Here is a 22,878-nt window from a genome sequence, read left to right as displayed (position 1 = left end):
AGCCATGTGTATGGAAGAACGTTTCTTTCTGTACGACGACACTGTCGCTACAAAAACTCGTTTCGTTAGCTTTATGGGAGAAAATGAGCGTCATGATTTAGCGCTATTATACTCCGATCGTCATTACGGTAAAACAATTGTCCTTGATATGCAGCGCAATAAATTCGCAATCATCGGCGCTGACGATTTAAACGAACCAGGCTACTTAGAGCACGCATTTTCTATGACTGAAGAAATTGCAGAAGAATTACGCTCATTTTTATTTGAACTTATATAATTATCGTATGCACCAGCTATTTTAGCTGGTGTTTTTTTACTTTAATAATTTTTAATTTTCAAACTAATATGTTATAATGAAGAATAAATCTATTTGGATAGAAAGGACGTTATCTGCGTATGCCAACAACTACTTTGTAATGGACCAGCAATTGGATAGCATTACTCTCAAAAAAGCACCGTGCTTTTTCAAGGGAGTAGTCTGCCCATTCCCATTACAAAGGAGCGTAACGCATCTGTAGTATGATGTTTACGGAGCTTCCTAAGGGAATCTCCTTTTATTTTTGTCTATTTCTCATGCCTTCATACTACAAGACATCCAAATAGCTGTATTACGTTCCTTTACCACTACTATAAGAGGTGAAGGAAAATGCAGAAAGTACAACTTTCTTGGAGTTTATATGAAAACCAGCAAAACACAATCGAAAAGTATTGCAAAAATTGCAGACGCACTACCCTATTTACTGACACGAATATTCGTAGGCATAACGCCAATGGAAAAAATATATACCGCTTTGCCATTTATAAATGTCCGAAAGATCATACGTGGAATCAAAAAATTCGCATTTATAAATCATTTACTGATCACGTTGAAACAGTTGATACGACACAGCAAGACCAAACAGAAGCAAGTACTACTATTTCCATTACACGACATAAAGAAAGTGGTATAACCGAAATCACGATCGTATTAGACATCGTTTTTGGTTCCCACCGCATCGATAAAGCCTTATCCACATATATTTCCGACTGGAGCCGTACACTCATTGTGGATAAAATTAAAAATGGGGATATTCAATTGAATGGACAACAAATAAAACCAAATACAATACTTTCTGAAGGCGATTATATTTCGATTTGTTTGTGAGGGGGGATCTCATGTTAAAAGTGAGAAAAGGTACGATGGATTTACTAGACGAATTAGATGAAATGTATACAGAATGTAAAAAAGCGCTCTTACAAAATCAAATTTACCAATGGGATGATTCTTATCCGGCGCAAGAACATATTTCCTATCACTTAGAACAAGGTGAACTCTATTGCCTGTTTGAGGGTGATTCACTCGTTGGTGCTGTCGTATTAAACGAGTCGCAGTCTCCAGAATATGAGCGCATTGATTGGTCAGAAACAGACGGGCGCTTTCTTATCGTCCACTCTTTCGTCATCCATCCGCTCGCGCAAGGAAAAGGATATAGCAAAGTACTTTTATCCTTTTGGGAAAATGAAGCGAAACAGAAAAACTATACCGGCATACGATTAGATGCTTTCACTGGTAATCCTGTTTCATTGCGTTTGTATGAAAAGAATCATTATATTTGCCGAGGTGCTGTTTACTTTTCCAGTAAACAGCCTCCTCACAATTGGTATAATTGCTATGAAAAAGTCCTCTTACAATCGTAAGAGGATTTTTTTATTTCTTCACTTTTCGTAATACGAAGTGTGCACAACCGAAGTTACAGTACTCGTATAAATACTCTGACAATGTACTAATTTTCGTATCATATGTCGCACGCTGGTTACTATCATCAAAGAATCCGCGCAATCTAAGTTGCTCATAACCCCAGTCCCCAACGATGTAATCATATTTATTTAAAATTTCTGCATAGCGCTCTTTAAATGCTTCTTCACTAAAACCGTCACGAAAGTTTTTAATTACTTCGTACTGAACATTACTAATGCTCACCGTAGCATGAATCTCTTGCTTTTGCTCCATCATTAACTTCCTCTCTAAGCATTCTTCTTTTTATCGTATCACAAAGCATACCAACCAACAATTTCAAATACAAAAATTTGCAAATTAGTGCATGCTATGGAGAAGGAGGTGATACATCGTGAAAAAACAAATTATACTCTCTCTCCTCACGCTTTCCTTATTTGCAGGCTGCCAATCAACGAATAAAGCCGAAATGGAACGTGAAGAAGGAAGTCGTGTTCTTGTTTCCAATAAAAACGATATGTATCATACGGAAAATACAAATACACGACTTACAAGGGTCGGCTATTCATCTAAACAAAAACATGAAGTATCTAACAAACAAGTAGGAGCCATTAACCGTGAGAAAGTCGCTGAAATGATTACAAGCATGACAGTCAAACTTCCTGACGTTACAAACGCTGCTACGCTCGTTACTGATGATGAAGTATTTGTTGTATACCGTGCAAACACAACGGATCCGAAACTCGTAGCGGATCAAGTATATAAAACTGCTTTGTCCATCGTCCCTCGCTATTATAAAGCATATGTATCAACAAACCAAAAATTGATTTCTCAAATTCAAGGGCTTCAATCTGGCGCATTAAATGATACAGAATATACACAAAGCCTCGATATGTTAAAGCGTGAAATGAGCAAAAATCCTCATTTGAACAATACAGAGAATCAAACTTTGAATGATATGATTAAAAAGTAAAACAGGTGGAGAAAACCTCCACCTGTTTTACTGTTTTACTTTTTTACTATTTCTTACGATCCGCATAAACCTCCATCGCATCACACATAAACTGCGCTAACCCTTCGCCAAACTTATCGATATTTTTCATAAAGCGCTCATCAGCAACGTACATTTGGCCGAGTCCTTTAAAAGCATCTAATGAATATTCACCGAAGTTTTGCAAGTAATCGTACCATACTTTGATAGCTTCCTGTGCCTCTTTAGAATCTGGTGCTCCGTGTCTAAGCGCCGCTAAATTTCTGTAAATCGTATTAAACTCTTCTTGATTATCTTTTGACATACCTTTCGCATATTCATTCGCTTTATCTACAGCTTCGTCTCCCCATCTTTCACGCGCTTCTTCTTCGTACGGATTATGGCTGAAATCGAATCCTTCAAATTTCTCTTTATTCGTCATTTCAATCTCTCCTTTTGTATGCTGAATTGTTTTATCAATCGTCGCAATCACTTTATCTAACCTAGCACGCTTTTCAAGAAGCATTTTCTTATGAAGCTGTAGTGCCCCTTCGCGATTAAATGATGGACTCATGATAATTTCTTTAATTTTCTTCAAAGGGAAGCCTAGTTCTTTAAAAAATAAAATTTGCTGCAATGTCTCTAAATTTTCATTGGAATACAGACGATATCCAGACTCTGTCGTCTCGTCTGGGGTTAACAACCCAATTTCATCGTAATGATGCAGTGTGCGCACACTAATTCCAACTAAATTAGCTACCTCTTTTACCTTCATTGTCATGTGTATCTCCCCCTTAGTACATACGATAAAGTATGACGCAACGTTAGAGTCAATAAGTAAATTCATTTTATCTTAAAAAGTTTCATCTCTCCCATATTTCATGCATAATAGATATGTACATATATTAGAAAGCGGTGAAAATATGGTTTCAAATACTGTAATTGCCAGCATCATCTTTCAACTCATTGTCTCGATTCTGGTCCCAATTATTGTACTCGTTTATTTCCGTAAAAAATATAATATTAATTGGAAAGTGGTCGGCGTTGGTGTTCTTATCTTTATCGGATTTACCCAAATTCTCGAAACACCATTCCACCTATTTATGCGCGGTAATCCAGCAATCGCTCCAATTTTAGAAAATCCATTTGTCTTCGCACTGTATGGTGGACTAACTGCTGGTATTTTTGAAGAATTAGGACGCTTCGTTGCCTTTTTTTTCCTGCTAAAAAAATATAAAGAATATAAAGATGGTTTTGCTTATGGAATTGGTCACGGCGGGATAGAATCCATTTTAGTTGGCGGATTCTCTGCATTCCAAGCACTTATATTTGCGAATTCAATTAACAGCGGTAGCTTCGCTCAAATGGTTGAAAAAATGCCAGAGCTAAGCCGCCTACAGGACATGTTAATTCAGCAACCTGCCTACTTATACTTCCTTGGTAGCTTCGAAAGAATTATGGCACTCGTGCTGCAAATCGCCTTTACAATACTTGTCTTATACGCAGTAAAACAGAAGAAATATATATTCCTTGTGTACGCTATACTATTCCACGCATTCGTAGATTTCTTCGCGGCGCTTTACCAAACAAAAACAATTAACATCTTTGTTGCAGAGGGAATTACCCTTCTCTTCACAATCGGTGCTGTCGTTCTTATTCGCAAAATGAAAGCGAAATTAATGAGTGTGCCGGAGTAAAAAATAACCCACCGATTGGTGGATTATTTTTTATGGATTGTCGCAATGATGATAGCTTTTTCCTCCTTGCAGCTCCTTCTTTGTTTCTGCATCTATAACGATGTACTTGTGTAACTCTTCTACTTCATTTTGAGAAAAGGACGCGAAAAAATAAACTTGGCGATCAGGGTGAACAAAAGAATCTTGAAGCACCACTTCACTCCGACAACCCACGGCTGTTTTTTGCCTAAAAGAAGATTCTTCATCGGGCACTTCTTTAAATAAGACTTTTTTTCGAACGCTGTATGCTGCATTTTCATATTCTTTATAAATTTTCTTGTCTAATTGTTCGTAAAACACATCTTCACTCATAAATGGCTTATTTCGATTGCTTGGATAATCTAACTTTTGATTGGATTCTGCATATGTTGTGGATAATTGCGTAAGAAAACAAATAATGAATACAATGCACATCATTTTTTTCATAGTGACACCTCAATTTTTTATTATCCACATTACTTTTCCACATATTTAAATCCATATGCTGTTTCCAATAAAAAGGAATTTTTTCTACATTTGTCGAAGTATATAGCGTCAACTTGAAAGATGGGGATGAATTATGAAGAAAATAATTGTAATACGACATTGTTCAGCCGCTGGACAAAAACGTGATGCTGAATTAACAATTGACGGAAAGAATCAAGCAAACACCCTTGCTACATTCCTCTTAGAAGACCAACCACAAATAGATCATATTATTTCAAGCCCATTTGTGCGAGCTATCGATTCTATACGGCCCTATGCGCTCCAAGCTAACTTGTCTATCCAAGAAGATGAAAGATTAGCTGAACGCATATTAAGCGACGTTCCAATGGATGATTGGATGCAGAAACTAGAGTCTACTTTTACAAATATAGATATTGCCTTTTCAGGCGGAGAGTCAACAAAACAAGCAACGGACCGTGCTATATCGCTTATCCAAGACGTTTTAAAATTAAACCATACTACAACACTACTTGTTACACATGGAAACTTACTTACGCTCATTTTAAGGCACTTTGATCAGACGATTGGCTTTAATGAATGGCGAGCTTTAACGAATCCTGATATTTACGAAATTACAATCGATGAACAATGTATCCTAAAACGATTATGGGAATCACCGTCCAAGTAATATCTCTTTCCAACATATTCAGTTGACGCCACGAGAAGAAACTGTACTAACAATAGAAAGGGGTATCACTCCATATGTACGAAGATGTACTCGCTTTACTACATAAAACAAATGCTTCTTACGAAAAGTTTGAACACGAACCAGTACTCGATTATGAAACAGATCGAATCGTACGTGAAAGGCTTGGTTTACAAGGTACTCCAAGTAAAAGCTTATTTTTAAAATCAAAGTCTGGATATTATTACGTATTCTTTACGTTAGAGGGCACAAGGCTCAACCGGGGAGAGATGAAAGAAATAACTGGAGAACGCTTATCTCTCTGTTCTCACGATGAACTGCGCGACAAAACTGGTTGCACGCCAGGATGTGTAGCTCCTTTCGGTTATTCACAAGATGTAACAATTATTGTGGATAGTGCGATTTATACTTACGGTAAAATTTTAATTACACCTGGTGTACCTGAATTTACAATTGAATTATCCACAGAGGAATTAAAAAAGATTTTATTAACATGTTCAAATACTGTTTTGGAGTACAAACAAAAAGAGAGCTAATCGTTAGCTCTCTTTTTTTCATTATTTAGCTTCTGCTGTTTTTTCTTTCGCAGAACGAACTTGCTCGTCCGCATGGTAAGAAGAACGCACAAGTGGACCAGCTTCACAGTGGCTAAATCCTTTGCTAAGTGCAATTTCTTTAAGCTCTGCAAATTCTGCTGGTGGGTAATATTTAAGAACTGGTAAATGCTTCTTAGATGGTTGTAGGTATTGTCCAAGAGTTAAAATATCCACATTGTTTGCACGTAAGTCATCCATTGCTTCAATTAAATCTTCTCTTGTTTCACCTAAGCCCACCATAATGCTCGATTTAGTTGGAATATCAGGCTGCATTTCTTTCGCTCGACGTAAAAACTCTAATGAACGGTCATATTTTGCTCTAGCGCGAACTCGGTTAGATAATCGACGTACTGTTTCAATGTTATGGTTTAAAATATCTGGTTTTGCATCCATTAACATTTTTAAGTTTTCTTCTACTCCACCCATATCAGATGGTAATACTTCGATTGACGTAAATGGATTTTTGCGACGAACAGCGCGTACTGTTTCAGCAAAAACACCCGCTCCCCCGTCTTTTAAATCATCACGTGCAACCGCTGTTATAACAACGTGCTTTAAGCCCATTTGTACTACAGAATCTGCTACGCGTTCTGGCTCTTGTAAATCAAGCTCAGTTGGTAAGCCTGTTTTAACCGCACAGAAACGACAAGCACGTGTACATACTGCACCTAAAATCATAAATGTTGCTGTTTTTCTTACAGCCCAGCATTCATGAATATTCGGACATTTCGCTTCTTCACAAACTGTATGAAGATTCTTAGAACGCATCATTTTCTTTAAGCCTGTATAGTTTTCATTCGTGTTTAACTTAATTTTCAACCATTCGGGCTTGCGCTTATATTCTGTTTGTTTTGTCATGGTTATCAACTCCGCACAATATGAAATAGTTTACCGTGTTCGCTTCTTTCAATGTAACATATCTATTCTAACGTATGAAAGCGATTTGCTCAAATGAAGATTCTAAGATTTTTTCCAATCGTTCCCTATAATGAAATACTCCGTATATCCCACACTAAAAAGAGTGATGTTGTGAAAGGAGTCTATTTCATGCTTCGAAAAATTTCTATTTTGCTTTCGATTTGCTTTCTTCTCCACCAAAACATCGCTTACGGTGAAGATAATCAGCAAAGCATATACGAAAAGCGCATGGCACTATATAAAGAAACTGAGCAATCTTCAGGCATTCCGTGGTATTACTTAGCTGCAATGGATCAATATGAAAGAAATATACGGAGCGTAAGAAAAGATATTCCGAAAAAGCCAGATGCCATCATTTCTCTTTATTTCAAACCAGAAATATGGGCTGGACCTGTTAATAGTAACGATACTCTTCCCCATACAATTTCTCTATTTGGCGGAATGGGTTTAGATGGTAACAAAGATGGATTTGCAAATGCAAATAACGACCGTGATCTTCTGCATACAGCAGCAACGATTTTAAAGAAACAAGGAACGTCAGAAGACCGCATTCACATTATGCTTTGGGAATATTATAGACGTGCGAAAACAGTTGAATTAATTACCGAATACGCCCAAATTTATAAACATTATGGACGTATTAATTTAGAAGGAAATGCTTTTCCCCTCCCTATTCGCAGTGACCATAGCTACCGTAGTACTTTCGGTGCTGGAAGAAGTTTTGGGGGAAGAAGAATTCATGAAGGAACCGATATTTTTGCAGGCTATGGCGTACCAGTAAGATCCACTTGCTATGGCATTATTGAAACAAAAGGCTGGAACCGTCTTGGCGGATGGCGCATCGGCATTCGCGACCTTCATAATAATTACCATTATTACGCTCACTTAGGCGGGTTCTCAAAAGAAATACAACTTGGACAAATTGTCGAGCCTGGAAAAGTAATCGGATTTGTTGGTAGCACTGGTTACGGCCCTCCCGGCACAGCTGGAAAATTCCCGCCCCACCTACATTTCGGCATGTATAAAGACAATGGTTATACAGAATGGGCTTTCGATCCATACATGCATTTAAGTCTTTGGGAGCGAAAAGAACGCGCAAATACAAAACGATAACCGTAGCAATGTGCTACGGTTATTTTTTGTATTCATCTAACTATCCGTTTTCTTTTTATCAGGTACAACAACACTTCCGCTTCCATAATAAGTAGGCACTTCTCCTTGAACGATACGCGTTGCAATTGGAACGTCTTGCTTTACTGTTATTTCTTTCGTATGAAATGGAATAATTACTTGCAACGTGACTTCCATCTCCATAATAATTTGAATTGCTGTCGTATTGATCCCATGTGGTTCAATTTTTTGTTTAATATCTGTATTTACATGACCAATCGTTGTGAAATCAATCGGAATGTCGGGTCCTATATTTCCAAGAAGCGCATTATCTGTTACACGACCAAAAGGAATTGCCATCGTTGCCCCATTTTTTTCAGAAATACCGAGCCCCTTCAAATTCCCCTGTTCTACTTGCTGTAAATATTTTTCTATGTATGTGGTCGTTGACGTTACGATTTCATTTACTTGTTTTGTATTTAAATTAATTGTAGATACTTTCCCGTTTTTATCATTTTGTACTTTCATTAATGAATCGACATCGAATCCTTCATTAATTCTATCTTTTACCGCCTTCGTCATAACCGCTGTCGCCATTTTATTTGTCTCTACTTCTCCATATTTCATTAATGTCGGCTGAATGCTGCTATTCACAATCCATAATCCTTGCACGAGTAATATGATAAAAAGAATAAACGACATAAGCAGTATGTGCCGAAAGGAAATAGGTCCCCTTCGAAACCGCGAATTTTTCGAACGAAATATACTCATAAAAAACCCTCCTTCTTATATCATTTCTATGCAAGAAGGAGGGACGATATATGCTTATCTCATTTTTAATAATGCTTCTTTTCCGATTGTGCCAGTCGTAATACCTAAAGCTTCGGCTTCAATCGTTACTGATTCTAGCGGTGCTTCAAGAAGTTGTTCGATCGTTCTTACACCAACCGCGCGGCCAGCAATAATTCCTCGATCCCCTAACTTCTCATTTAAAAGACCTATATCTAATGCACCGCACATAATATATCCTTTATCGCTCATTACAGCTAGCAAATTTGTCTTTGGAAGTTTGACGCTAACCGCAATAAACGTATAATTATCGAGTATAATGGGCTCCACATTAACCATAGTTCACACTCCTCTCTTCCTTATCTGTATGACAAGAGAAAAATGAGTGTTACAAGTTAACTAGCCTATAGTTTGACGGAAGATGTATGAGTTATTAACATGTCTGTTAACACATCTCTCAGTAGTTCTGGCATATAATATTGTTTGTCAGAAAGTGTGGATAGCTCTGGGTATAAGTAGCCAAATGTGAACATATCAATCGTTCCTACCGTATATATACGATCTAATTCCAGCGATTCCCCGTTAATTAATACATCCTCGAGTAAAATTTTATTCCCAGGAATCGTGTCTGGAATGACTTCTACACCAGCGTAAATCATTTTCCCCATTACTTTTCCACGAAATCCAAATCCTTTCACCTCAAGGTTCTCCATATTCGGGCGACGTGCTTTCAAAATCACTTCTCGTAACGTTTTCCCGGGCACTTTTAATAAACATGGATTAATTGGATGTGGACAAATTCTGTGAATATCTCCGCGCGTTACAACACCTTCTTCTAATCCTTCAAGAAGTACACCAGCGTTCACCATGCCAATCTCCGCACCGCACCACGTTTTCAGCGCATTTGCTAACATGTGAGAAAATGACGTCTCATGAAACCAATCAACCGGTAATGATTCCTTTAAATGAACGACAGGCTCTTCCATAATATGTTTACTTTCTTCCTGCAGCATTTCAATTGTGGATAACGGCTTACTATAAGCTCCTAAACGTTCTGTCTTAATCGCTCTACCGTCTTTTTTCAACAGCTTCTTCGTCTCTTTATCCACAGTAAGCTGAACGTGCCCAACATAACGTCCCCACTTTTCACAACAACAAAGTAAAGTATTATTCATAAGAACACCACGCTCAAATAAATGGTGCGTATGTGCCCCTAAAATGACATCTATATCATAATGCTCTGCCATATACTCATCCATACTTTTTCCAAGGTGAGAAAGGACAACTGTAATATGAGCCTCATCTCGCACTTCTTCTAAAATAGAATCTAAATGTTTAATTGGATCTTCAATATGCCAATCTAACATTTGATAAAACTCTGGATATGCAACCGTTAACCCGATAAAAGCAATCGTAATCCCATCTGTCGTTGTATGTAATTTATAAGGCTTTGCCCACTCTGGACGTACACCTTCTTTTTCAAATAAATTCGCGACAAGCACCTCAAATCCAGCATCATCATATAGACGATTCAAATGCTCCTTCGCTAACGTAATTCCTTCATTATTTCCGATCGTTACATAATCATATAACGCCTCATTTAAAAGCTTCGTATTGCCAAGTCCATTCGTTGCTTCCGAAATACTATGAAAACGATCCACATGATCGCCAATATCTACTGTTAAAACAGTCTCTCCCGCTTCCTGTCTTCGCTTTTTCTCTCCTTGTACAAACCGAGAAATTTGCGACCAATTTTCAAAATGACTATGTATATCGTTTGTATGATAAAGGTGGATGATTGTTTCTTTATTTATATTCAGAGAAAAAACCTCCTCTCAGTTCCTTACTGCCATTTACGCTATGCGTACGCAATAATCCTGTAAATACTTTTCGTCTTTTCTTGCTATTTTACATTGTACTCGCATTGTGAGAAAAAGCAAAAAATCCCTCTTTTAACATGAAAATTTTCATATTCGTATCTATATAAGGAGGTGTTCCCACACATCCACCGTCTTAAGTGTTAAGACTATTCTTAAAATTAAAGACGCGTTATTCTCTTATATTAATGATAAAGGGTGATTTACTCTTTATGAATATGCATCAAAAACAAGAATTGTCCTTATTTGCCGAAGAGTTATATCAATATATGTCTCCCGCTACACTTAATTAATAATGGGGCACGAAAATAATTCGGGGTATGAGTGGCAAATTTTTCAGCTTTAGAATATTTAATTCTAGCCATAGAAAATACTCCCCTTAAATAAACAGATTTTTATTTTTTATCTGTCTACCTAATGGGGAGCATATAAAATTTTATCAAAACAGTTAAACTTTATTTTAAATCAACACTTGCAGCACAAGGTACACTTCCGTTTGGCACTCTTAGCTTGATGGGCATGCCTTAATCCCAGTAACTGCATCCAAAAAGCTTTTTTCTCACATACTTACTAACCATGCTTTGCTACCTGCCCAACATCTTCTATCTCACTTTAAAAACAAAATCCGCAGATGCAATGGTTACATTGTGCATACCAACTTTTTGTTGTTTCCATTGATCTTTATTAACAACATTCACTTTGTCTCCTACTTTGTAGGATGAATTTGATCCGTTTGGAAAACCTATCTCTACTTCTTGCATATTTCCTTTAGAATCTTTATATTCAACTGCCGCAAAGTATTCATCTGCATCTGTTACTACCCCAACTACAGCGTTCTCAACTTGTTTACTAGGTTCTATATTATTTTGAGGCTTATTTTTTGCTGTATCTGTTACTTTAGAAACAAAATCCGCAGATGCAATGGTTACATTGTGCATACCAACTTTTTGTTGTTTCCATTGATCTTTATTAACAACATTCACTTTGTCTCCTACTTTGTAGGATGAATTTGATCCGTTTGGAAAACCTATCTCTACTGTTTGCATGTTTCCTTTAGAGTCTTTATATTCAACTGTCGCAAAGTATTCATCTGCATCTATTACTACTCCAACTACGGCGTTCTCAACTTGTTTACTAGGTTCTACATTATTTTGAGGCTTATTTTTTGCTGTGCCTGTTACTTTAGAAACAAAATCCGCAGATGCAATGGTTACATTGTGCATACCAACTTTTTGTTGTTTCCATTGATCTTTATTGGCAACATTCACTTTGTCTCCTACTCTGTAGGATGAATTCGATTCATTTGAAAAATCTATCTCTACTGTTTGCATGTTTCCTTTAGAATCTTTATATTCAACTGTCGCAAAGTATTCATCTGCATCTATTACTACTCCAACTACGGCGTTCTCAACTTGTTTACTAGGTTCTACATTATTTTGAGGCTTATTTTTTGCTGTACCTGTTACTTTAGAAACAAAATCCGCAGATGCAATGGTTACATTGTGCATACCAACTTTTTGTTGTTTCCATTGATCTTTATTGGCAACATTCACTTTGTCTCCTACTTTGTAGGATGAATTTGATCCGTTTGGAAAACCTATCTCTACTTCTTGCATATTTCCTTTAGAATCTTTATATTCAACTGTCGCAAAGTATTCATCTGCATCTATTACTACCCCAACTACAGCGTTCTCAACTTGTTTACTAGGTTCTACATTATTTTGAGGCTTATTTTTTGCTGTATCTGTTACTTTAGAAACAAAATCCGCAGATGCAACAGTTACATTGTGCATACCAAATTTTTGTTGTTTCCATTGATCTTTATTAGCAACATTCACTTTGTCTCCTACTTTGTAGGATGAATTTGATCCGTTTGGAAAACCTATCTCTACTTCTTGCATATTTCCTTTAGAATCTTTATATTCAACTATCGCAAAGTATTCATCTGCATCTGTTACTACTCCAACTACGGCGTTCTCAACTTGTTTACTAGGTTCTATATTATTTTGAGATATTTTAATCACTTTAGAAATAGAATCAGCAAAAATATTAGATGGATATGATAGTAAGGCTCCTGTAACAATTCCTGCTGCAATAAGTTTATTTTTCATCAAATTTTACACCTCTAAATTTTTTTGCGGTTGGTAAATATATTATTTATTTTTATACACCGAAATTTGTTGCGGTAAAATATTCCTTAGTTTAAAGGGAGGTATAGTGAGTTGGTATCACTACATCAGAAAAAAATACTAGTATACCTATTTAAACATTATTCCGAAAAGAATTGAAAAAACACACTTACAGTAAGTTACCACAGTTATAATATACACCAACCACATGTAACAATTATAGTTACACCTAATAGGTAGCGTCAATGTTAAAATACTTACACTTTTGTAAGGTAATAAGATTAATAATAAACGAAGTTTTTTTTACATAAAGTAAATAAATTTCAACTAATAATCAGTGGGGGTTTTACGGGTAGTTGATCTACCAACTAACCCCTTTTATTCGCTGAATTTTCTATATATTAAAATAATCGCTGATACATTTAACCGAACACCTACCCGGGTATCCTAAACTGACCTGAACCAAGCCAAACTTACACAACATAAAAAAGCGCCCTGCACAGCAGGGCGCTTCCACTTTAAATATTATCCAGTTCCAGCGGCTAGAATGTTCGGTGGCTTCACTTCTTCCTATGAGGCAAAAAGCGTCTCTACGTCAGAAGCTCCATCCCCCTCACATTCTGGACGAGCCGCTTCCACTTTAAATATTGTCCAGCTTCGCCTCCTAGCCCCTCATGTCTAAGAACCTTCCGCACCAGAAGATAAAAAGCATCTTCTGTGCGAAAGAACCTTAGCCAACGGGTCTGAACAGTCGGCTCCGCATTTCTATTTAACCAATAGAACCTTCCATCTCAAACTTGATTAGGCGGTTCATTTCAACTGCGTATTCCATTGGAAGTTCGCGAGTGAATGGCTCAATGAAGCCCATTACGATCATTTCTGTAGCTTCTTGCTCAGAAATACCGCGGCTCATTAGGTAGAATAATTGTTCTTCTGATACTTTCGATACTTTCGCTTCATGCTCAAGTGAAACGTAATCGTTTTTGATTTCGTTGTAAGGAATTGTATCAGATGTAGATTGGTTATCCATGATTAACGTGTCACACTCGATGTTAGAGCGAGAGTTTTTCGCTTTTGGTCCGAAGTGTACGATACCACGGTAAGTTACTTTACCACCATGCTTCGCAATCGATTTAGAAACGATTGTTGAAGACGTGTTTGGTGCTAAGTGAATCATTTTCGCACCAGCATCTTGGTGTTGGCCTTTACCAGCAATCGCGATAGATAATGTTAAACCACGAGCGCCTTCGCCTTTTAAGATAACTGCTGGGTATTTCATCGTTAATTTAGATCCGATGTTACCGTCAATCCATTCCATCGTTGCGTTTTCTTCACAAACCGCACGTTTTGTAACTAGGTTATATACGTTGTTCGCCCAGTTTTGGATTGTTGTATAACGGCAATATGCATCTTTCTTAATGATGATTTCTACTACCGCACTGTGAAGTGAGTTAGTAGTGTAAACAGGTGCTGTACAACCTTCTACGTAGTGTACGTGTGCGCCTTCGTCTACGATGATAAGCGTACGCTCGAATTGTCCCATATTTTCAGAGTTAATACGGAAATACGCTTGAAGTGGTGTATCAACTTTCACACCTTTTGGAACGTAGATGAATGATCCACCAGACCAAACTGCAGAGTTTAATGCAGAGAATTTGTTGTCTGTTGGTGGGATTACTTTTCCGAAATGCTCACGGAAAATATCTTCGTTCTCTTTTAATGCGCTATCTGTATCTTTGAAGACGATTCCTAGAGCTTCTAGGTCTTCTTTCATGTTGTGGTATACAACTTCAGATTCGTACTGTGCAGATACGCCAGCTAAATATTTTTGCTCAGCTTCTGGAATACCTAATTTATCAAATGTTGCTTTAATTTCATCAGGTACTTCATCCCAAGACTTCTCAGATTTCTCAGATGGTTTTACGTAGTACGTAATTTCATCGAAATCTAAGTCGTTTAAGTCGCCGCCCCATTGTGGCATTGGCATTTCATAGAACTTATCCAGTGATTTTAAACGGAAGTCTAACATCCACTGTGGTTCTTCTTTCATACGTGAAATCTCTTCAACGATCTCTTTTGTTAAACCGCGTCCAGCACGGAAAATCGAAACGTCTTTGTCTTTGAAACCATATTTATAATCGCCGATATCTGGCAGTTGCTTCGCCATGTTGGTGTGTCCCTCCTTAGATAACCTCGTTTTTAGGAACCTTTAACATTACTTATCTTCGTTTAAGCCCTTTTCTAACGCTTTCCACGCTAATGTTGCACATTTAATACGTGCAGGGAACTTGCATACGCCTTGTAATGCTTCAATATCTCCTAAATCGATGCTGTCATCGTACTCTTTTCCTAGCATCATGTCAGAGAAAATTTTAGAAAGCTGAAGTGCCTCTTCAATTTTCTTACCTTTTACTGCTTGTGTCATCATTGAAGCTGAAGACATTGAGATAGAACATCCTTCTCCTTCAAACTTCGCTTCTTGCACAATACCTTCTTCTACTTTCATCGTAAGTTGAATACGATCGCCGCAAGTTGGATTGTTCAAGTTAACTGTAACACTATCTTCTAACACGCCATGGTTACGAGGATTTTTGTAATGATCCATAATAACTTGACGATATAACGTATCTAAATTATTAAATGACATTTGTGAAATACTCCTTTGTCTTGATTAGCGATTCAACAAATGTATCAATTTCTTCTTTTGTATTATATAAATAGAAGCTCGCACGTGCTGTTGAAGAAGCTTTCAGCCACTTCATAAGCGGTTGTGCACAGTGGTGTCCTGCGCGAACCGCGATACCTTCTACATCTAATACTGTCGCTACATCGTGAGGATGTACGTCTTCAATATTAAATGTAACAAGACCAGCGCGATGCTTCGGACCATAAATTGTAACGCCATCTACTTCTGATAGTCTTTCTAAAGCGTATTGCGCTAATTCATGCTCATGCTTTTCAATATTATGAAGACCGATTTCTTCTAAGAAATCAATTGCCGCCCCAAGTCCGATTGCATTACCGATAATCGGCGTACCTGCTTCGAACTTCCACGGAAGCTCTTTCCAAGTAGATTCTTGTAAATCTACGAAATCAATCATTTCACCGCCAAATTCAATTGGCTCCATATTGTTTAGCAATTCTTTTTTACCATATAATACGCCGATACCTGTAGGTCCGCACATCTTATGAGCAGATAATGCGTAGAAATCACAGTTTAAATCTTGTACATCTACTTTCATGTGAGGTGTACTTTGTGCACCGTCAACGACCATAATTGCGCCATTTTCGTGTGCAATTGCTCCGATTTCTTTTACAGGGTTAATCGTTCCAAGTACGTTTGATACTTGCATAATAGAAACGATTTTTGTATTCGGTGTAACTGTTTGACGAACATCTTCTAAAGAAATTGTACCGTCTGGTTGAAGCGGAAGGTATTTTAAAGTTGCACCAGTTTTCTTCGCAACTTGCTGCCACGGAATGATGTTACTATGGTGCTCCATGTAAGAAATAACGATTTCATCGCCTTCTTTTACATTTTCAAGACCATAGCTAGCCGCTACTGTATTTAATGCAGTTGTCGTTCCGCGCGTGAAAATAATCTCTTCCATTGATTTCGCATTAATAAACTTGCGAACTTTCTCACGTGCACCTTCATACGCGTCGGTAGCTTTCGTACCGAGCGTATGAACACCGCGATGCACGTTAGAGTTATATTCTTTATAGTAACGTTCTAACGTTTCAATGACTTGAATTGGTTTTTGAGAAGTTGCTGCACTATCGAAATAAACAAGTTGTTTGCCGTTCACTTTTTGATCAAGAATTGGAAACTGTTTGCGTATTTCATGAATATTCATTAGCGAACTTTCCTTTCAATTACCTCAACAAGCTGTGCCTTTACTCCTTCAATTGGAAGCTCATTAACTACAGGTGCTAAGAATCCATGGATGACTAAACGTTCTGCTTCGCGTTTTGGAATACCACGGCTCATTAAGTAGTATAGTTGGATTGGATCTACGCGACCTACTGAAGCTGCGTGACCTGCCATTACATCATCTTCGTCGATTAAAAGAATTGGGTTTGCATCACCGCGAGCTTTTTCATCTAACATAAGAACGCGAGAAGATTGTTGTGCATTTGATTTAGATGCACCGTGTTCAATCTTACCAATTCCGTTAAAGATAGATGTTGCACTATCTTTTTGTACACCGTGTTTTAAAATCCACCCTTCAGAATGTTTACCGAAGTGAACAACTTTAGTTGTAAAGTTTTGTGTTTGGTTACCACGACCAATTGTTACTGTTTTTGTATCAGCATATGAACCGTCGCCCATTAAGTTCGTAACGTTCTCTGAAATTGTGTTTCCGTCATTCATAAGGCCTAGAGCCCAATCAATGCGGCCGTCGCGTCCTACTGTGCCGCGGCGGTTAACGTAAGTTGTTACGTCTTTTGCTAATAGATCAACCGCACCGAATTTCACTTGTGCGCCTTGTTCCACGATTACTTCTGCTACGATATTTGCAATACCTTTAGCATTTTCATTTGCAACGTAGTTTTCTACATAAGTTGCAGTACTGTTCGCATCAGCTACGAATAGTACGTGGTTATATACGTTAGCTTCTTCGCCGTCTACTAAGAATACAGCTTGAAGTGGAGTTTCAAGAACAACGTTTTTCGGAACATATACAAATGCACCGCCGTTGATTAATGCAGCATGAAGTGCAGTTAGACGATGCTCGTCTACTTTCACGCCATCTTTCATTAAGTACTTTTGTACTAGTTCAGCATGCTCTGTTGCAGCTGTTACGATGTCTGTAAAAATAACACCTTTTTCTTTTGCTTCGTCTGCTAAAGAAACGAATGCAGTTGTACCAGTACGTTGCACTAATACGCTGTTATTTTCATCGATTAAGTTTTTCACTGCTTCTGGAAGCTCTGTTAAAGAACTTACAGGCTCTTGCTTAGCAGCGTCGCCTTTTCCGATAAAGTCCCATTTTTCAATTTTCGTTTTATCAGGCGTTGGCATTGGAAGTTCAGTTGCTTGTGCAAGAGCTTGTAAGCGGAACTCAGTCAACCAAGCTGCTTCGTTTACTTCGCTTGCGCGTTGACGGATTGTTTCTTGATCGAAAGGTAATGTACCGATTGTCATGTTTATGCTCCTCTCTTACGCTTCTTGCTCTGTTGTTTCGTCTTCAATACCTAATTCTTTTTTAATCCAGTCGTAACCTTCAGCTTCTAGACGCTGTGCAAGCTCAGGGCCACCAGATTTAACGATACGACCGTTCATCATAACGTGAACGAAGTCTGGAGTGATGTAGTTTAATAAACGTTGGTAATGCGTAATCATTAGGCAACCGAACTCTTCGCCGCGCATTTCGTTAATACCTTTAGATACAACTTTTAATGCATCGATATCAAGACCTGAGTCGATTTCGTCTAAGATTGCGATTTTTGGCTCAATCATCATTAATTGAAGAATTTCGTTACGTTTTTTCTCTCCACCAGAGAAACCTTCGTTTAAGTAACGTTGTGCCATTTCTGGATCCATTTCTAGGAATTCCATGTTTTTATCTAATGTACGGATAAATTTCATAAGAGAAATTTCATCGCCTTCTTCACGACGTGCGTTAATTGCAGAACGTAAGAAGTCAGCGTTTGTTACTCCGCTAATTTCACTTGGATATTGCATTGCTAGGAATAGACCTGCTTGTGCACGCTCGTCTACTTCCATTTCTAATACATCTTCACCGTCGATGATGATGCTACCTTCTGTTACTTCATACTTTGGGTGACCCATAATTGCAGAAGATAAAGTTGATTTACCTGTTCCGTTAGGTCCCATAATTGCGTGGATTTCTCCACCTTTTACTTCAAGGTTTACACCTTTTAAAATTTCTTTGCCATCAATTGATACGTGTAAGTCTTTAACCGTTAATGTAGAACCAGCCATCTCAATACCTCCATTAATCCTCTATATACATTTTAAAAATTCCTAAAACGTTCATATTCTCATTTTATTCTCATTCTAATTTTATATCAAATAAAATGATATCGCAAACGACGAAAAAAAGTAACAATTTTTTCACAAATGTATACAAGTATTTCCCTTGCATCCTTATATGATACACCTTTCTTCTTATTTATATAAAGAAAAAAGGACTGGTGATTTTCCAGCCCTTTCCTTATATTTATTCACTTACTGGAAGTACAGCACCTTTATATTCTTTATTAATAAAATCTTGAATTTCTTTTGAATGCAGTACTTCTACTAGCTCTTTAATTTCTTTTTTCTTCTCTTCACCTTTACGAACTGCAATAATATTTGCATACGGAGAGTCTGATCCTTCAATCGCAATTGCATCCTTTGTTGGATTTAATTTTGCATCAATTGCATAGTTAGAATTAATAAATAAAGCATCTCCCTCATTATTTTCATACAGCTTCGGTGAAAGTCCAGGCTCAACATCTGTTTTAAACTTTAAGTTTTTCGGGTTTTCTACAACATCTTTTACTGTTGCTTTAACAACATCTACTCCGTCTTTTAATTTAATAGCGCCACCTTTTTGTAACAGTGCTAGCATACGCCCACGCTCCGCTACGTTATTACTCATAATAACTGTCCCGCCATCTGGCAAGTCTTTTAAGCTTTTATATTTCTTAGAATAAATACCCATTGGCTCTAAATGTATTTTTCCTGCGTTTACAATTTTATATCCCTTTTCTTGAATTTCTTTATCTAAGTAAGGAATGTGCTGAAAGTAGTTCGCATCAATTTCTTTATCCGCTAACGCTTTATTCGGCAGCACATAATCTTGGAATTTTTTAATTTCTAATTTAATACCCTTTTTCTCTAATATTGGTTGTGCCTTTTCTAAAATAACAGCGTGCGGCACGTTAGAAGCTCCAACAACAAGCTTATTTTCCTCTTTTCCCCCGCAAGCAGCTAATGTAAATACAGACAGCGCTGTAACAACTGATAGTAGAATTTTTTTCATATGATGTCCCTTTCTCCCCTATAGTTATGTAGTTAAAAAAGGACCGGCATACACCAGCCCTTTTCAGCAATTATTCTTTTACAGGAACAACTGCTCCTTTATATTCTTTATTAATAAAGTCTTCAATTTCTTTAGAGTGTAATACTTCTACAAGAGCTTTAATCTCTTTCTTATCTTTATCGCCTTTACGAACTGCTACTATGTTTGCGTACGGTGAATCATTTCCTTCAATTGCAATTGCATCTTTTTCTGGATTTAATTTCGCATCAATTGCATAGTTTGAGTTAATTAAAACAGCGTCGCCTTCTTTATTGTTATACACCTGTGGCAATAGACCAGGCTCGATATCCGTTTTGAATTTTAGATTTTTCGGATTATCCGCGATATCTTTTGGTGTTGCTTTAACTGGATCTATTCCGTCTTTAATTTTTAAAATGCCTTCTTTTTGTAAAATTGCTAAACCACGTCCATGGTCAGCAACAGAATTACTCATAATAATTGTCGCTCCGTCTGGAAGTTCTTTTAAGCTTTTATATTTTTGAGAGTATACACCAATTGGCTCTAAATGAATTTTCCCTGCTACTTCAAAGTCATACTTTTTATCTTTCATTTCTTTTTCTAAATAAGGGATGTGCTGGAAGTAGTTTGCATCTAAATCCTTATCCGCTAACGATTTATTCGGCAACACGTAATCTTGGAATTTTTTTATTTCTAAATCAATTCCTTTTTTCTCAAGTAACGGTTTTGCCTTTTCTAAAATTTCAGCGTGCGGTACGTTAGAAGCTCCAACAACAAGTTTCTTTTCATCTTTATCTTTCCCGCCACAAGCAGCTAAACCAAAAATTGAAGTTGAAATAAGTGCTGCAAGTAATAATTTTTTCATTTGAAACATCCTCTCGTTTTTTATTATCGTTTATCTATTCGAGTCGTTACACGATCACCAATCCACTGAATGAAAAATACAACTAGTAATACACAAATTGTCGCAACGATTGTTACATCGTTATTTCCTCGTTGGAATCCTTCTAAATAAGCAAGTGTTCCAAGGCCACCAGCACCAACAACACCTGCCATTGCTGTATAGCCTACTAAAGCAATTGTCGTAACCGTAATACCAGATACTAATGCTGGTAACGATTCTGGAATTAACACTTTCAAAATAATTGTGCTTGTTTTTGCTCCCATCGCTTTTGAAGCTTCAATTACACCTTTATCAATTTCACGAAGTGCGATTTCAACCATTCTCGCGTAAAATGGTGCCGCTCCAATAATTAAAGCTGGAAGTGCAGCACTCGCTCCAAGAATTGTTCCAAGCAGAATCTTTGTGAATGGGATTAATAAAATGATTAAAATAATGAACGGTATCGAGCGGAAAATGTTTACGAACGCTCCAATCGCCGTGTTAACAGCTTTGTTTTCCCATAAATTATCTTTCGCTGTCATAAAGAGTAACAATCCTAAAATGAGTCCTAAAACAAATGTGGCAAGAGCTGCGATTGCCGTCATATATAACGTTTCACCAGTTGCTTCTAACATTTGATTCCAATCAACGTTTGCGAGTAACTTATCCATGTGCAATCACCTCCAGCTCTACTTGATCTTGATGTATTCCCTCTATTGCTTGCTGAATCGCTGTTTCCTCACCATTTAAATGAACAACTAGACTACCGTAAGAACCGTTATTCGTTTGTGCGATATTTCCTTGCAAAATGCTAACTTCTATATCACTGCGCTGCATTAATCTTTGAAGTACTGGCCTTTCTACCGCTTCACCGATAAACTGCAAACGAATTACTTTTCCATCTGGATATTTTTCAATTAAACTTTCAATCGTTTCATTTGTATCTTCAGAATCCGTTAACTGCTGTACAAATCGTTTCGTAATGTCTTTCTGTGGGTTACGGAATACATCAAGTACTGGACCTATTTCTACAATCTTCCCTTTCTCCATTACCGCAACACGATTACAAATCTTTCGAATCACGTGCATCTCGTGTGTAATGAGTACAATTGTTAAACCAAGACGCTTATTAATATCTAATAATAAATCTAAAATTTGATCTGTCGTTTCTGGATCAAGAGCTGATGTTGCTTCATCACATAAAAGTACTTGTGGGTTATTAGCTAACGCTCTTGCGATCCCAACGCGTTGCTTTTGTCCTCCGCTTAGCTGTGAAGGGTACGCGTCTCCTCTTCCTTCTAATCCAACAAGATGAATTAACTCATCAACGCGTTTTCTTCTCGCCGTCTTATCAACACCTGCAATTTCAAGTGGGAACTCGATATTTTCACGTACAGTTCGTGACCAAAGTAAGTTGAAGTGTTGAAAAATCATTCCGATTTCTTGCCTTGCCTTACGAAGTTCACTTCCTGTAATTGCTGAAATGACACGATTTGCAATTGTAATTTGGCCAGAAGTTGGTTTCTCCAACTGATTGAATAATCTAATTAAAGAACTTTTTCCAGCGCCACTATATCCGATAACACCAAATATTTCACCTTTATCTATTTTTAAATTGGCATTATCTACAGCAGTGACATCACCGCTTTTTGCTTTATATATTTTCTTTACATTCTCTAATAGAATCATGGTGTATCACCCCTTTTTTATTTGGATCGACTCCGCAATTTTTTATGTTTAATGCGTGTAGTCCACCGTTATCACTACTTTTATTATTTGAATGTCCTCCACATTCAAACAACAAAAAAACCTTTCCGCTTTAGAGAAGCAGAAAGGTTTATATGCGTATATAACAACATTATCCCTCTCTCTCATCTCTCAAAGCATTTGCTTTGCAGGAATTGGCACCATTTCAACATAAGTTGACGGTTGCCGGGCTTCACAGGGCACAGTCCCTCCACCTCTCTTGATAAGAGAAATCAGATTACATTTTCGTCTGATTTGTAATTTA

The 22,878-nt window shown here is 37.4% G+C and carries 25 protein-coding genes and 1 riboswitch; of the genes, 8 read left to right on the top strand and 17 right to left on the bottom strand.

Annotation, left to right across the window (positions count from 1 at the left end; all coding sequences use genetic code 11):
- The first annotated feature begins 10 nt into the window (after positions 1–10).
- The 3 genes from CO726_RS22915 (at position 11) to CO726_RS22900 (ending at position 1,677) form a co-directional block, all read left to right on the top strand.
- Positions 11–277 carry a DUF3055 domain-containing protein gene (locus CO726_RS22915; RefSeq protein WP_000392606.1) on the top strand — a complete coding sequence of 89 codons (267 nt, stop codon included), beginning with the start codon at positions 11–13 and terminating at the stop codon, positions 275–277.
- Positions 278–646: 369 nt separating this feature from the next.
- Positions 647–1,144 carry a cytoplasmic protein gene (locus CO726_RS22905; RefSeq protein ID WP_099685793.1) on the top strand — a complete coding sequence of 166 codons (498 nt, stop codon included), beginning with the start codon at positions 647–649 and terminating at the stop codon, positions 1,142–1,144.
- 11 nt (positions 1,145–1,155) lie between these two features.
- Positions 1,156–1,677, top strand: a complete 522-nt coding sequence (locus CO726_RS22900; RefSeq protein WP_099685792.1) for a GNAT family N-acetyltransferase — start codon at positions 1,156–1,158, stop codon at positions 1,675–1,677.
- Positions 1,678–1,687: 10 nt separating this feature from the next.
- Here the strand turns inward: CO726_RS22900 and CO726_RS22895 are convergent, their stop codons facing one another.
- Positions 1,688–1,990: a YutD family protein gene (locus CO726_RS22895; RefSeq protein ID WP_136699826.1), complete on the bottom strand. Its 303-nt coding sequence runs from the start codon at positions 1,988–1,990 to the stop codon at positions 1,688–1,690.
- Between the two features lie 118 nt (positions 1,991–2,108).
- Between CO726_RS22895 and CO726_RS22890 the strand changes: the two genes are divergently transcribed.
- A complete protein-coding gene (locus CO726_RS22890) occupies positions 2,109–2,687 on the top strand; it encodes a YhcN/YlaJ family sporulation lipoprotein (RefSeq protein ID WP_098759723.1) in 579 nt (192 codons plus the stop codon).
- Positions 2,688–2,733: 46 nt separating this feature from the next.
- On the opposite strand, the gene CO726_RS22885 is transcribed toward CO726_RS22890, so the two are convergent.
- Positions 2,734–3,465 (bottom strand): MerR family transcriptional regulator, encoded by a 732-nt coding sequence (locus CO726_RS22885; protein ID WP_099685791.1) that lies wholly within the window; start codon positions 3,463–3,465, stop codon positions 2,734–2,736.
- 100 nt (positions 3,466–3,565) lie between these two features.
- On the opposite strand from CO726_RS22885, the gene CO726_RS22880 reads away from it, so the two are divergent.
- Entirely contained in the window at positions 3,566–4,381 is an 816-nt protein-coding gene (locus CO726_RS22880; protein ID WP_136699825.1) for a YhfC family intramembrane metalloprotease, read from the top strand.
- Positions 4,382–4,411: 30 nt separating this feature from the next.
- On the opposite strand, the gene CO726_RS22875 is transcribed toward CO726_RS22880, so the two are convergent.
- Positions 4,412–4,837, bottom strand: a complete 426-nt coding sequence (locus tag CO726_RS22875; RefSeq protein ID WP_136699831.1) for a hypothetical protein — start codon at positions 4,835–4,837, stop codon at positions 4,412–4,414.
- Positions 4,838–4,979: 142 nt separating this feature from the next.
- Between CO726_RS22875 and CO726_RS22870 the strand changes: the two genes are divergently transcribed.
- Positions 4,980–5,534 carry a histidine phosphatase family protein gene (locus CO726_RS22870; protein WP_099685788.1) on the top strand — a complete coding sequence of 185 codons (555 nt, stop codon included), beginning with the start codon at positions 4,980–4,982 and terminating at the stop codon, positions 5,532–5,534.
- 74 nt (positions 5,535–5,608) lie between these two features.
- The gene (locus tag CO726_RS22865) at positions 5,609–6,088 is read left to right on the top strand and encodes a YbaK/EbsC family protein (protein WP_099685787.1); all 480 of its coding nucleotides are present in this window, start codon (positions 5,609–5,611) and stop codon (positions 6,086–6,088) included.
- A 21-nt stretch (positions 6,089–6,109) separates the two neighbouring features.
- Here CO726_RS22865 and lipA read toward each other — a convergent pair whose 3' ends face one another.
- Positions 6,110–7,006 (bottom strand): lipoyl synthase, encoded by an 897-nt coding sequence (gene lipA / locus CO726_RS22860; protein WP_098759718.1) that lies wholly within the window; start codon positions 7,004–7,006, stop codon positions 6,110–6,112.
- Positions 7,007–7,195: 189 nt separating this feature from the next.
- Between lipA and CO726_RS22855 the strand changes: the two genes are divergently transcribed.
- Complete coding sequence (locus CO726_RS22855) at positions 7,196–8,179, top strand: M23 family metallopeptidase (protein WP_099685786.1); 984 nt, start codon at positions 7,196–7,198, stop codon at positions 8,177–8,179.
- A 36-nt stretch (positions 8,180–8,215) separates the two neighbouring features.
- On the opposite strand, the gene yunB is transcribed toward CO726_RS22855, so the two are convergent.
- From yunB to CO726_RS22790, 13 genes are all read right to left on the bottom strand, one after another.
- Positions 8,216–8,947 (bottom strand): sporulation protein YunB, encoded by a 732-nt coding sequence (yunB, locus tag CO726_RS22850; protein WP_099685785.1) that lies wholly within the window; start codon positions 8,945–8,947, stop codon positions 8,216–8,218.
- Between the two features lie 54 nt (positions 8,948–9,001).
- Positions 9,002–9,304, bottom strand: coding sequence for a YunC family protein (locus tag CO726_RS22845; protein WP_099685784.1), 303 nt, complete (start codon positions 9,302–9,304; stop codon positions 9,002–9,004).
- Between the two features lie 65 nt (positions 9,305–9,369).
- The gene (locus tag CO726_RS22840) at positions 9,370–10,761 is read right to left on the bottom strand and encodes a bifunctional metallophosphatase/5'-nucleotidase (RefSeq protein ID WP_099685783.1); all 1,392 of its coding nucleotides are present in this window, start codon (positions 10,759–10,761) and stop codon (positions 9,370–9,372) included.
- Between the two features lie 683 nt (positions 10,762–11,444).
- Complete coding sequence (locus CO726_RS22835; RefSeq protein WP_099685782.1) at positions 11,445–12,953, bottom strand: hypothetical protein; 1,509 nt, start codon at positions 12,951–12,953, stop codon at positions 11,445–11,447.
- Between the two features lie 787 nt (positions 12,954–13,740).
- Positions 13,741–15,138, bottom strand: coding sequence for a Fe-S cluster assembly protein SufB (gene sufB, locus CO726_RS22830; RefSeq protein ID WP_001118827.1), 1,398 nt, complete (start codon positions 15,136–15,138; stop codon positions 13,741–13,743).
- 48 nt (positions 15,139–15,186) lie between these two features.
- The gene (gene sufU, locus CO726_RS22825) at positions 15,187–15,618 is read right to left on the bottom strand and encodes a Fe-S cluster assembly sulfur transfer protein SufU (protein ID WP_000009523.1); all 432 of its coding nucleotides are present in this window, start codon (positions 15,616–15,618) and stop codon (positions 15,187–15,189) included.
- Positions 15,608–16,828 carry a cysteine desulfurase SufS gene (gene sufS, locus CO726_RS22820; RefSeq protein ID WP_001020769.1) on the bottom strand — a complete coding sequence of 407 codons (1,221 nt, stop codon included), beginning with the start codon at positions 16,826–16,828 and terminating at the stop codon, positions 15,608–15,610. The genes sufU and sufS overlap by 11 nt, the downstream gene beginning before the upstream one ends.
- The gene (sufD, locus tag CO726_RS22815; protein WP_000152181.1) at positions 16,828–18,120 is read right to left on the bottom strand and encodes a Fe-S cluster assembly protein SufD; all 1,293 of its coding nucleotides are present in this window, start codon (positions 18,118–18,120) and stop codon (positions 16,828–16,830) included. Before sufD ends, sufS begins: the two co-directional genes overlap by 1 nt.
- A 15-nt stretch (positions 18,121–18,135) precedes the next feature.
- A complete protein-coding gene (gene sufC / locus CO726_RS22810; RefSeq protein ID WP_000929160.1) occupies positions 18,136–18,921 on the bottom strand; it encodes a Fe-S cluster assembly ATPase SufC in 786 nt (261 codons plus the stop codon).
- A 238-nt stretch (positions 18,922–19,159) separates the two neighbouring features.
- Positions 19,160–19,966 carry a methionine ABC transporter substrate-binding lipoprotein MetQ gene (gene metQ / locus CO726_RS22805; protein ID WP_099685781.1) on the bottom strand — a complete coding sequence of 269 codons (807 nt, stop codon included), beginning with the start codon at positions 19,964–19,966 and terminating at the stop codon, positions 19,160–19,162.
- Between the two features lie 70 nt (positions 19,967–20,036).
- The gene (gene metQ, locus CO726_RS22800; protein WP_099685780.1) at positions 20,037–20,849 is read right to left on the bottom strand and encodes a methionine ABC transporter substrate-binding lipoprotein MetQ; all 813 of its coding nucleotides are present in this window, start codon (positions 20,847–20,849) and stop codon (positions 20,037–20,039) included.
- Positions 20,850–20,872: 23 nt separating this feature from the next.
- Complete coding sequence (locus CO726_RS22795) at positions 20,873–21,538, bottom strand: methionine ABC transporter permease (protein ID WP_136699824.1); 666 nt, start codon at positions 21,536–21,538, stop codon at positions 20,873–20,875.
- Positions 21,531–22,556 (bottom strand): methionine ABC transporter ATP-binding protein, encoded by a 1,026-nt coding sequence (locus tag CO726_RS22790; RefSeq protein WP_098759710.1) that lies wholly within the window; start codon positions 22,554–22,556, stop codon positions 21,531–21,533. Before CO726_RS22790 ends, CO726_RS22795 begins: the two co-directional genes overlap by 8 nt.
- A 179-nt stretch (positions 22,557–22,735) precedes the next feature.
- Positions 22,736–22,843: riboswitch (SAM riboswitch) on the bottom strand.
- Between the last annotated feature and the right edge of the window lie 35 nt (positions 22,844–22,878).

This window comes from Bacillus fungorum, assembly GCF_002746455.1.
In the GTDB taxonomy this organism is placed as follows: Bacteria; Bacillota; Bacilli; order Bacillales; family Bacillaceae_G; genus Bacillus_A; species Bacillus_A fungorum.
The sequence above is the reverse complement of the archived record's forward strand: the minus strand, read 5'-3'. Positions and strand labels throughout refer to the sequence as shown.

Excerpts from the sequence above, each read along its gene's own strand:
- CO726_RS22915 (WP_000392606.1), top strand. The coding sequence starts at position 11 with ATGGAAGAACGTTTCTTTCTGTACGACGACACTGTCGCTACAAAAACT.
- CO726_RS22905 (WP_099685793.1), top strand. The coding sequence starts at position 647 with ATGCAGAAAGTACAACTTTCTTGGAGTTTATATGAAAACCAGCAAAAC.
- CO726_RS22900 (WP_099685792.1), top strand. The coding sequence starts at position 1,156 with ATGTTAAAAGTGAGAAAAGGTACGATGGATTTACTAGACGAATTAGAT.
- CO726_RS22895 (WP_136699826.1), bottom strand. The coding sequence starts at position 1,990 with ATGGAGCAAAAGCAAGAGATTCATGCTACGGTGAGCATTAGTAATGTT.
- CO726_RS22885 (WP_099685791.1), bottom strand. The coding sequence starts at position 3,465 with ATGACAATGAAGGTAAAAGAGGTAGCTAATTTAGTTGGAATTAGTGTG.
- CO726_RS22880 (WP_136699825.1), top strand. The coding sequence starts at position 3,566 with ATGCATAATAGATATGTACATATATTAGAAAGCGGTGAAAATATGGTT.
- CO726_RS22875 (WP_136699831.1), bottom strand. The coding sequence starts at position 4,837 with ATGATGTGCATTGTATTCATTATTTGTTTTCTTACGCAATTATCCACA.
- CO726_RS22870 (WP_099685788.1), top strand. The coding sequence starts at position 4,980 with ATGAAGAAAATAATTGTAATACGACATTGTTCAGCCGCTGGACAAAAA.
- CO726_RS22865 (WP_099685787.1), top strand. The coding sequence starts at position 5,609 with ATGTACGAAGATGTACTCGCTTTACTACATAAAACAAATGCTTCTTAC.
- lipA (WP_098759718.1), bottom strand. The coding sequence starts at position 7,006 with ATGACAAAACAAACAGAATATAAGCGCAAGCCCGAATGGTTGAAAATT.
- CO726_RS22855 (WP_099685786.1), top strand. The coding sequence starts at position 7,196 with ATGCTTCGAAAAATTTCTATTTTGCTTTCGATTTGCTTTCTTCTCCAC.
- yunB (WP_099685785.1), bottom strand. The coding sequence starts at position 8,947 with ATGAGTATATTTCGTTCGAAAAATTCGCGGTTTCGAAGGGGACCTATT.
- CO726_RS22845 (WP_099685784.1), bottom strand. The coding sequence starts at position 9,304 with ATGGTTAATGTGGAGCCCATTATACTCGATAATTATACGTTTATTGCG.
- CO726_RS22835 (WP_099685782.1), bottom strand. The coding sequence starts at position 12,953 with ATGAAAAATAAACTTATTGCAGCAGGAATTGTTACAGGAGCCTTACTA.
- sufB (WP_001118827.1), bottom strand. The coding sequence starts at position 15,138 with ATGGCGAAGCAACTGCCAGATATCGGCGATTATAAATATGGTTTCAAA.
- sufU (WP_000009523.1), bottom strand. The coding sequence starts at position 15,618 with ATGTCATTTAATAATTTAGATACGTTATATCGTCAAGTTATTATGGAT.
- sufS (WP_001020769.1), bottom strand. The coding sequence starts at position 16,828 with ATGAATATTCATGAAATACGCAAACAGTTTCCAATTCTTGATCAAAAA.
- sufD (WP_000152181.1), bottom strand. The coding sequence starts at position 18,120 with ATGACAATCGGTACATTACCTTTCGATCAAGAAACAATCCGTCAACGC.
- sufC (WP_000929160.1), bottom strand. The coding sequence starts at position 18,921 with ATGGCTGGTTCTACATTAACGGTTAAAGACTTACACGTATCAATTGAT.
- metQ (WP_099685781.1), bottom strand. The coding sequence starts at position 19,966 with ATGAAAAAAATTCTACTATCAGTTGTTACAGCGCTGTCTGTATTTACA.
- metQ (WP_099685780.1), bottom strand. The coding sequence starts at position 20,849 with ATGAAAAAATTATTACTTGCAGCACTTATTTCAACTTCAATTTTTGGT.
- CO726_RS22795 (WP_136699824.1), bottom strand. The coding sequence starts at position 21,538 with ATGGATAAGTTACTCGCAAACGTTGATTGGAATCAAATGTTAGAAGCA.
- CO726_RS22790 (WP_098759710.1), bottom strand. The coding sequence starts at position 22,556 with ATGATTCTATTAGAGAATGTAAAGAAAATATATAAAGCAAAAAGCGGT.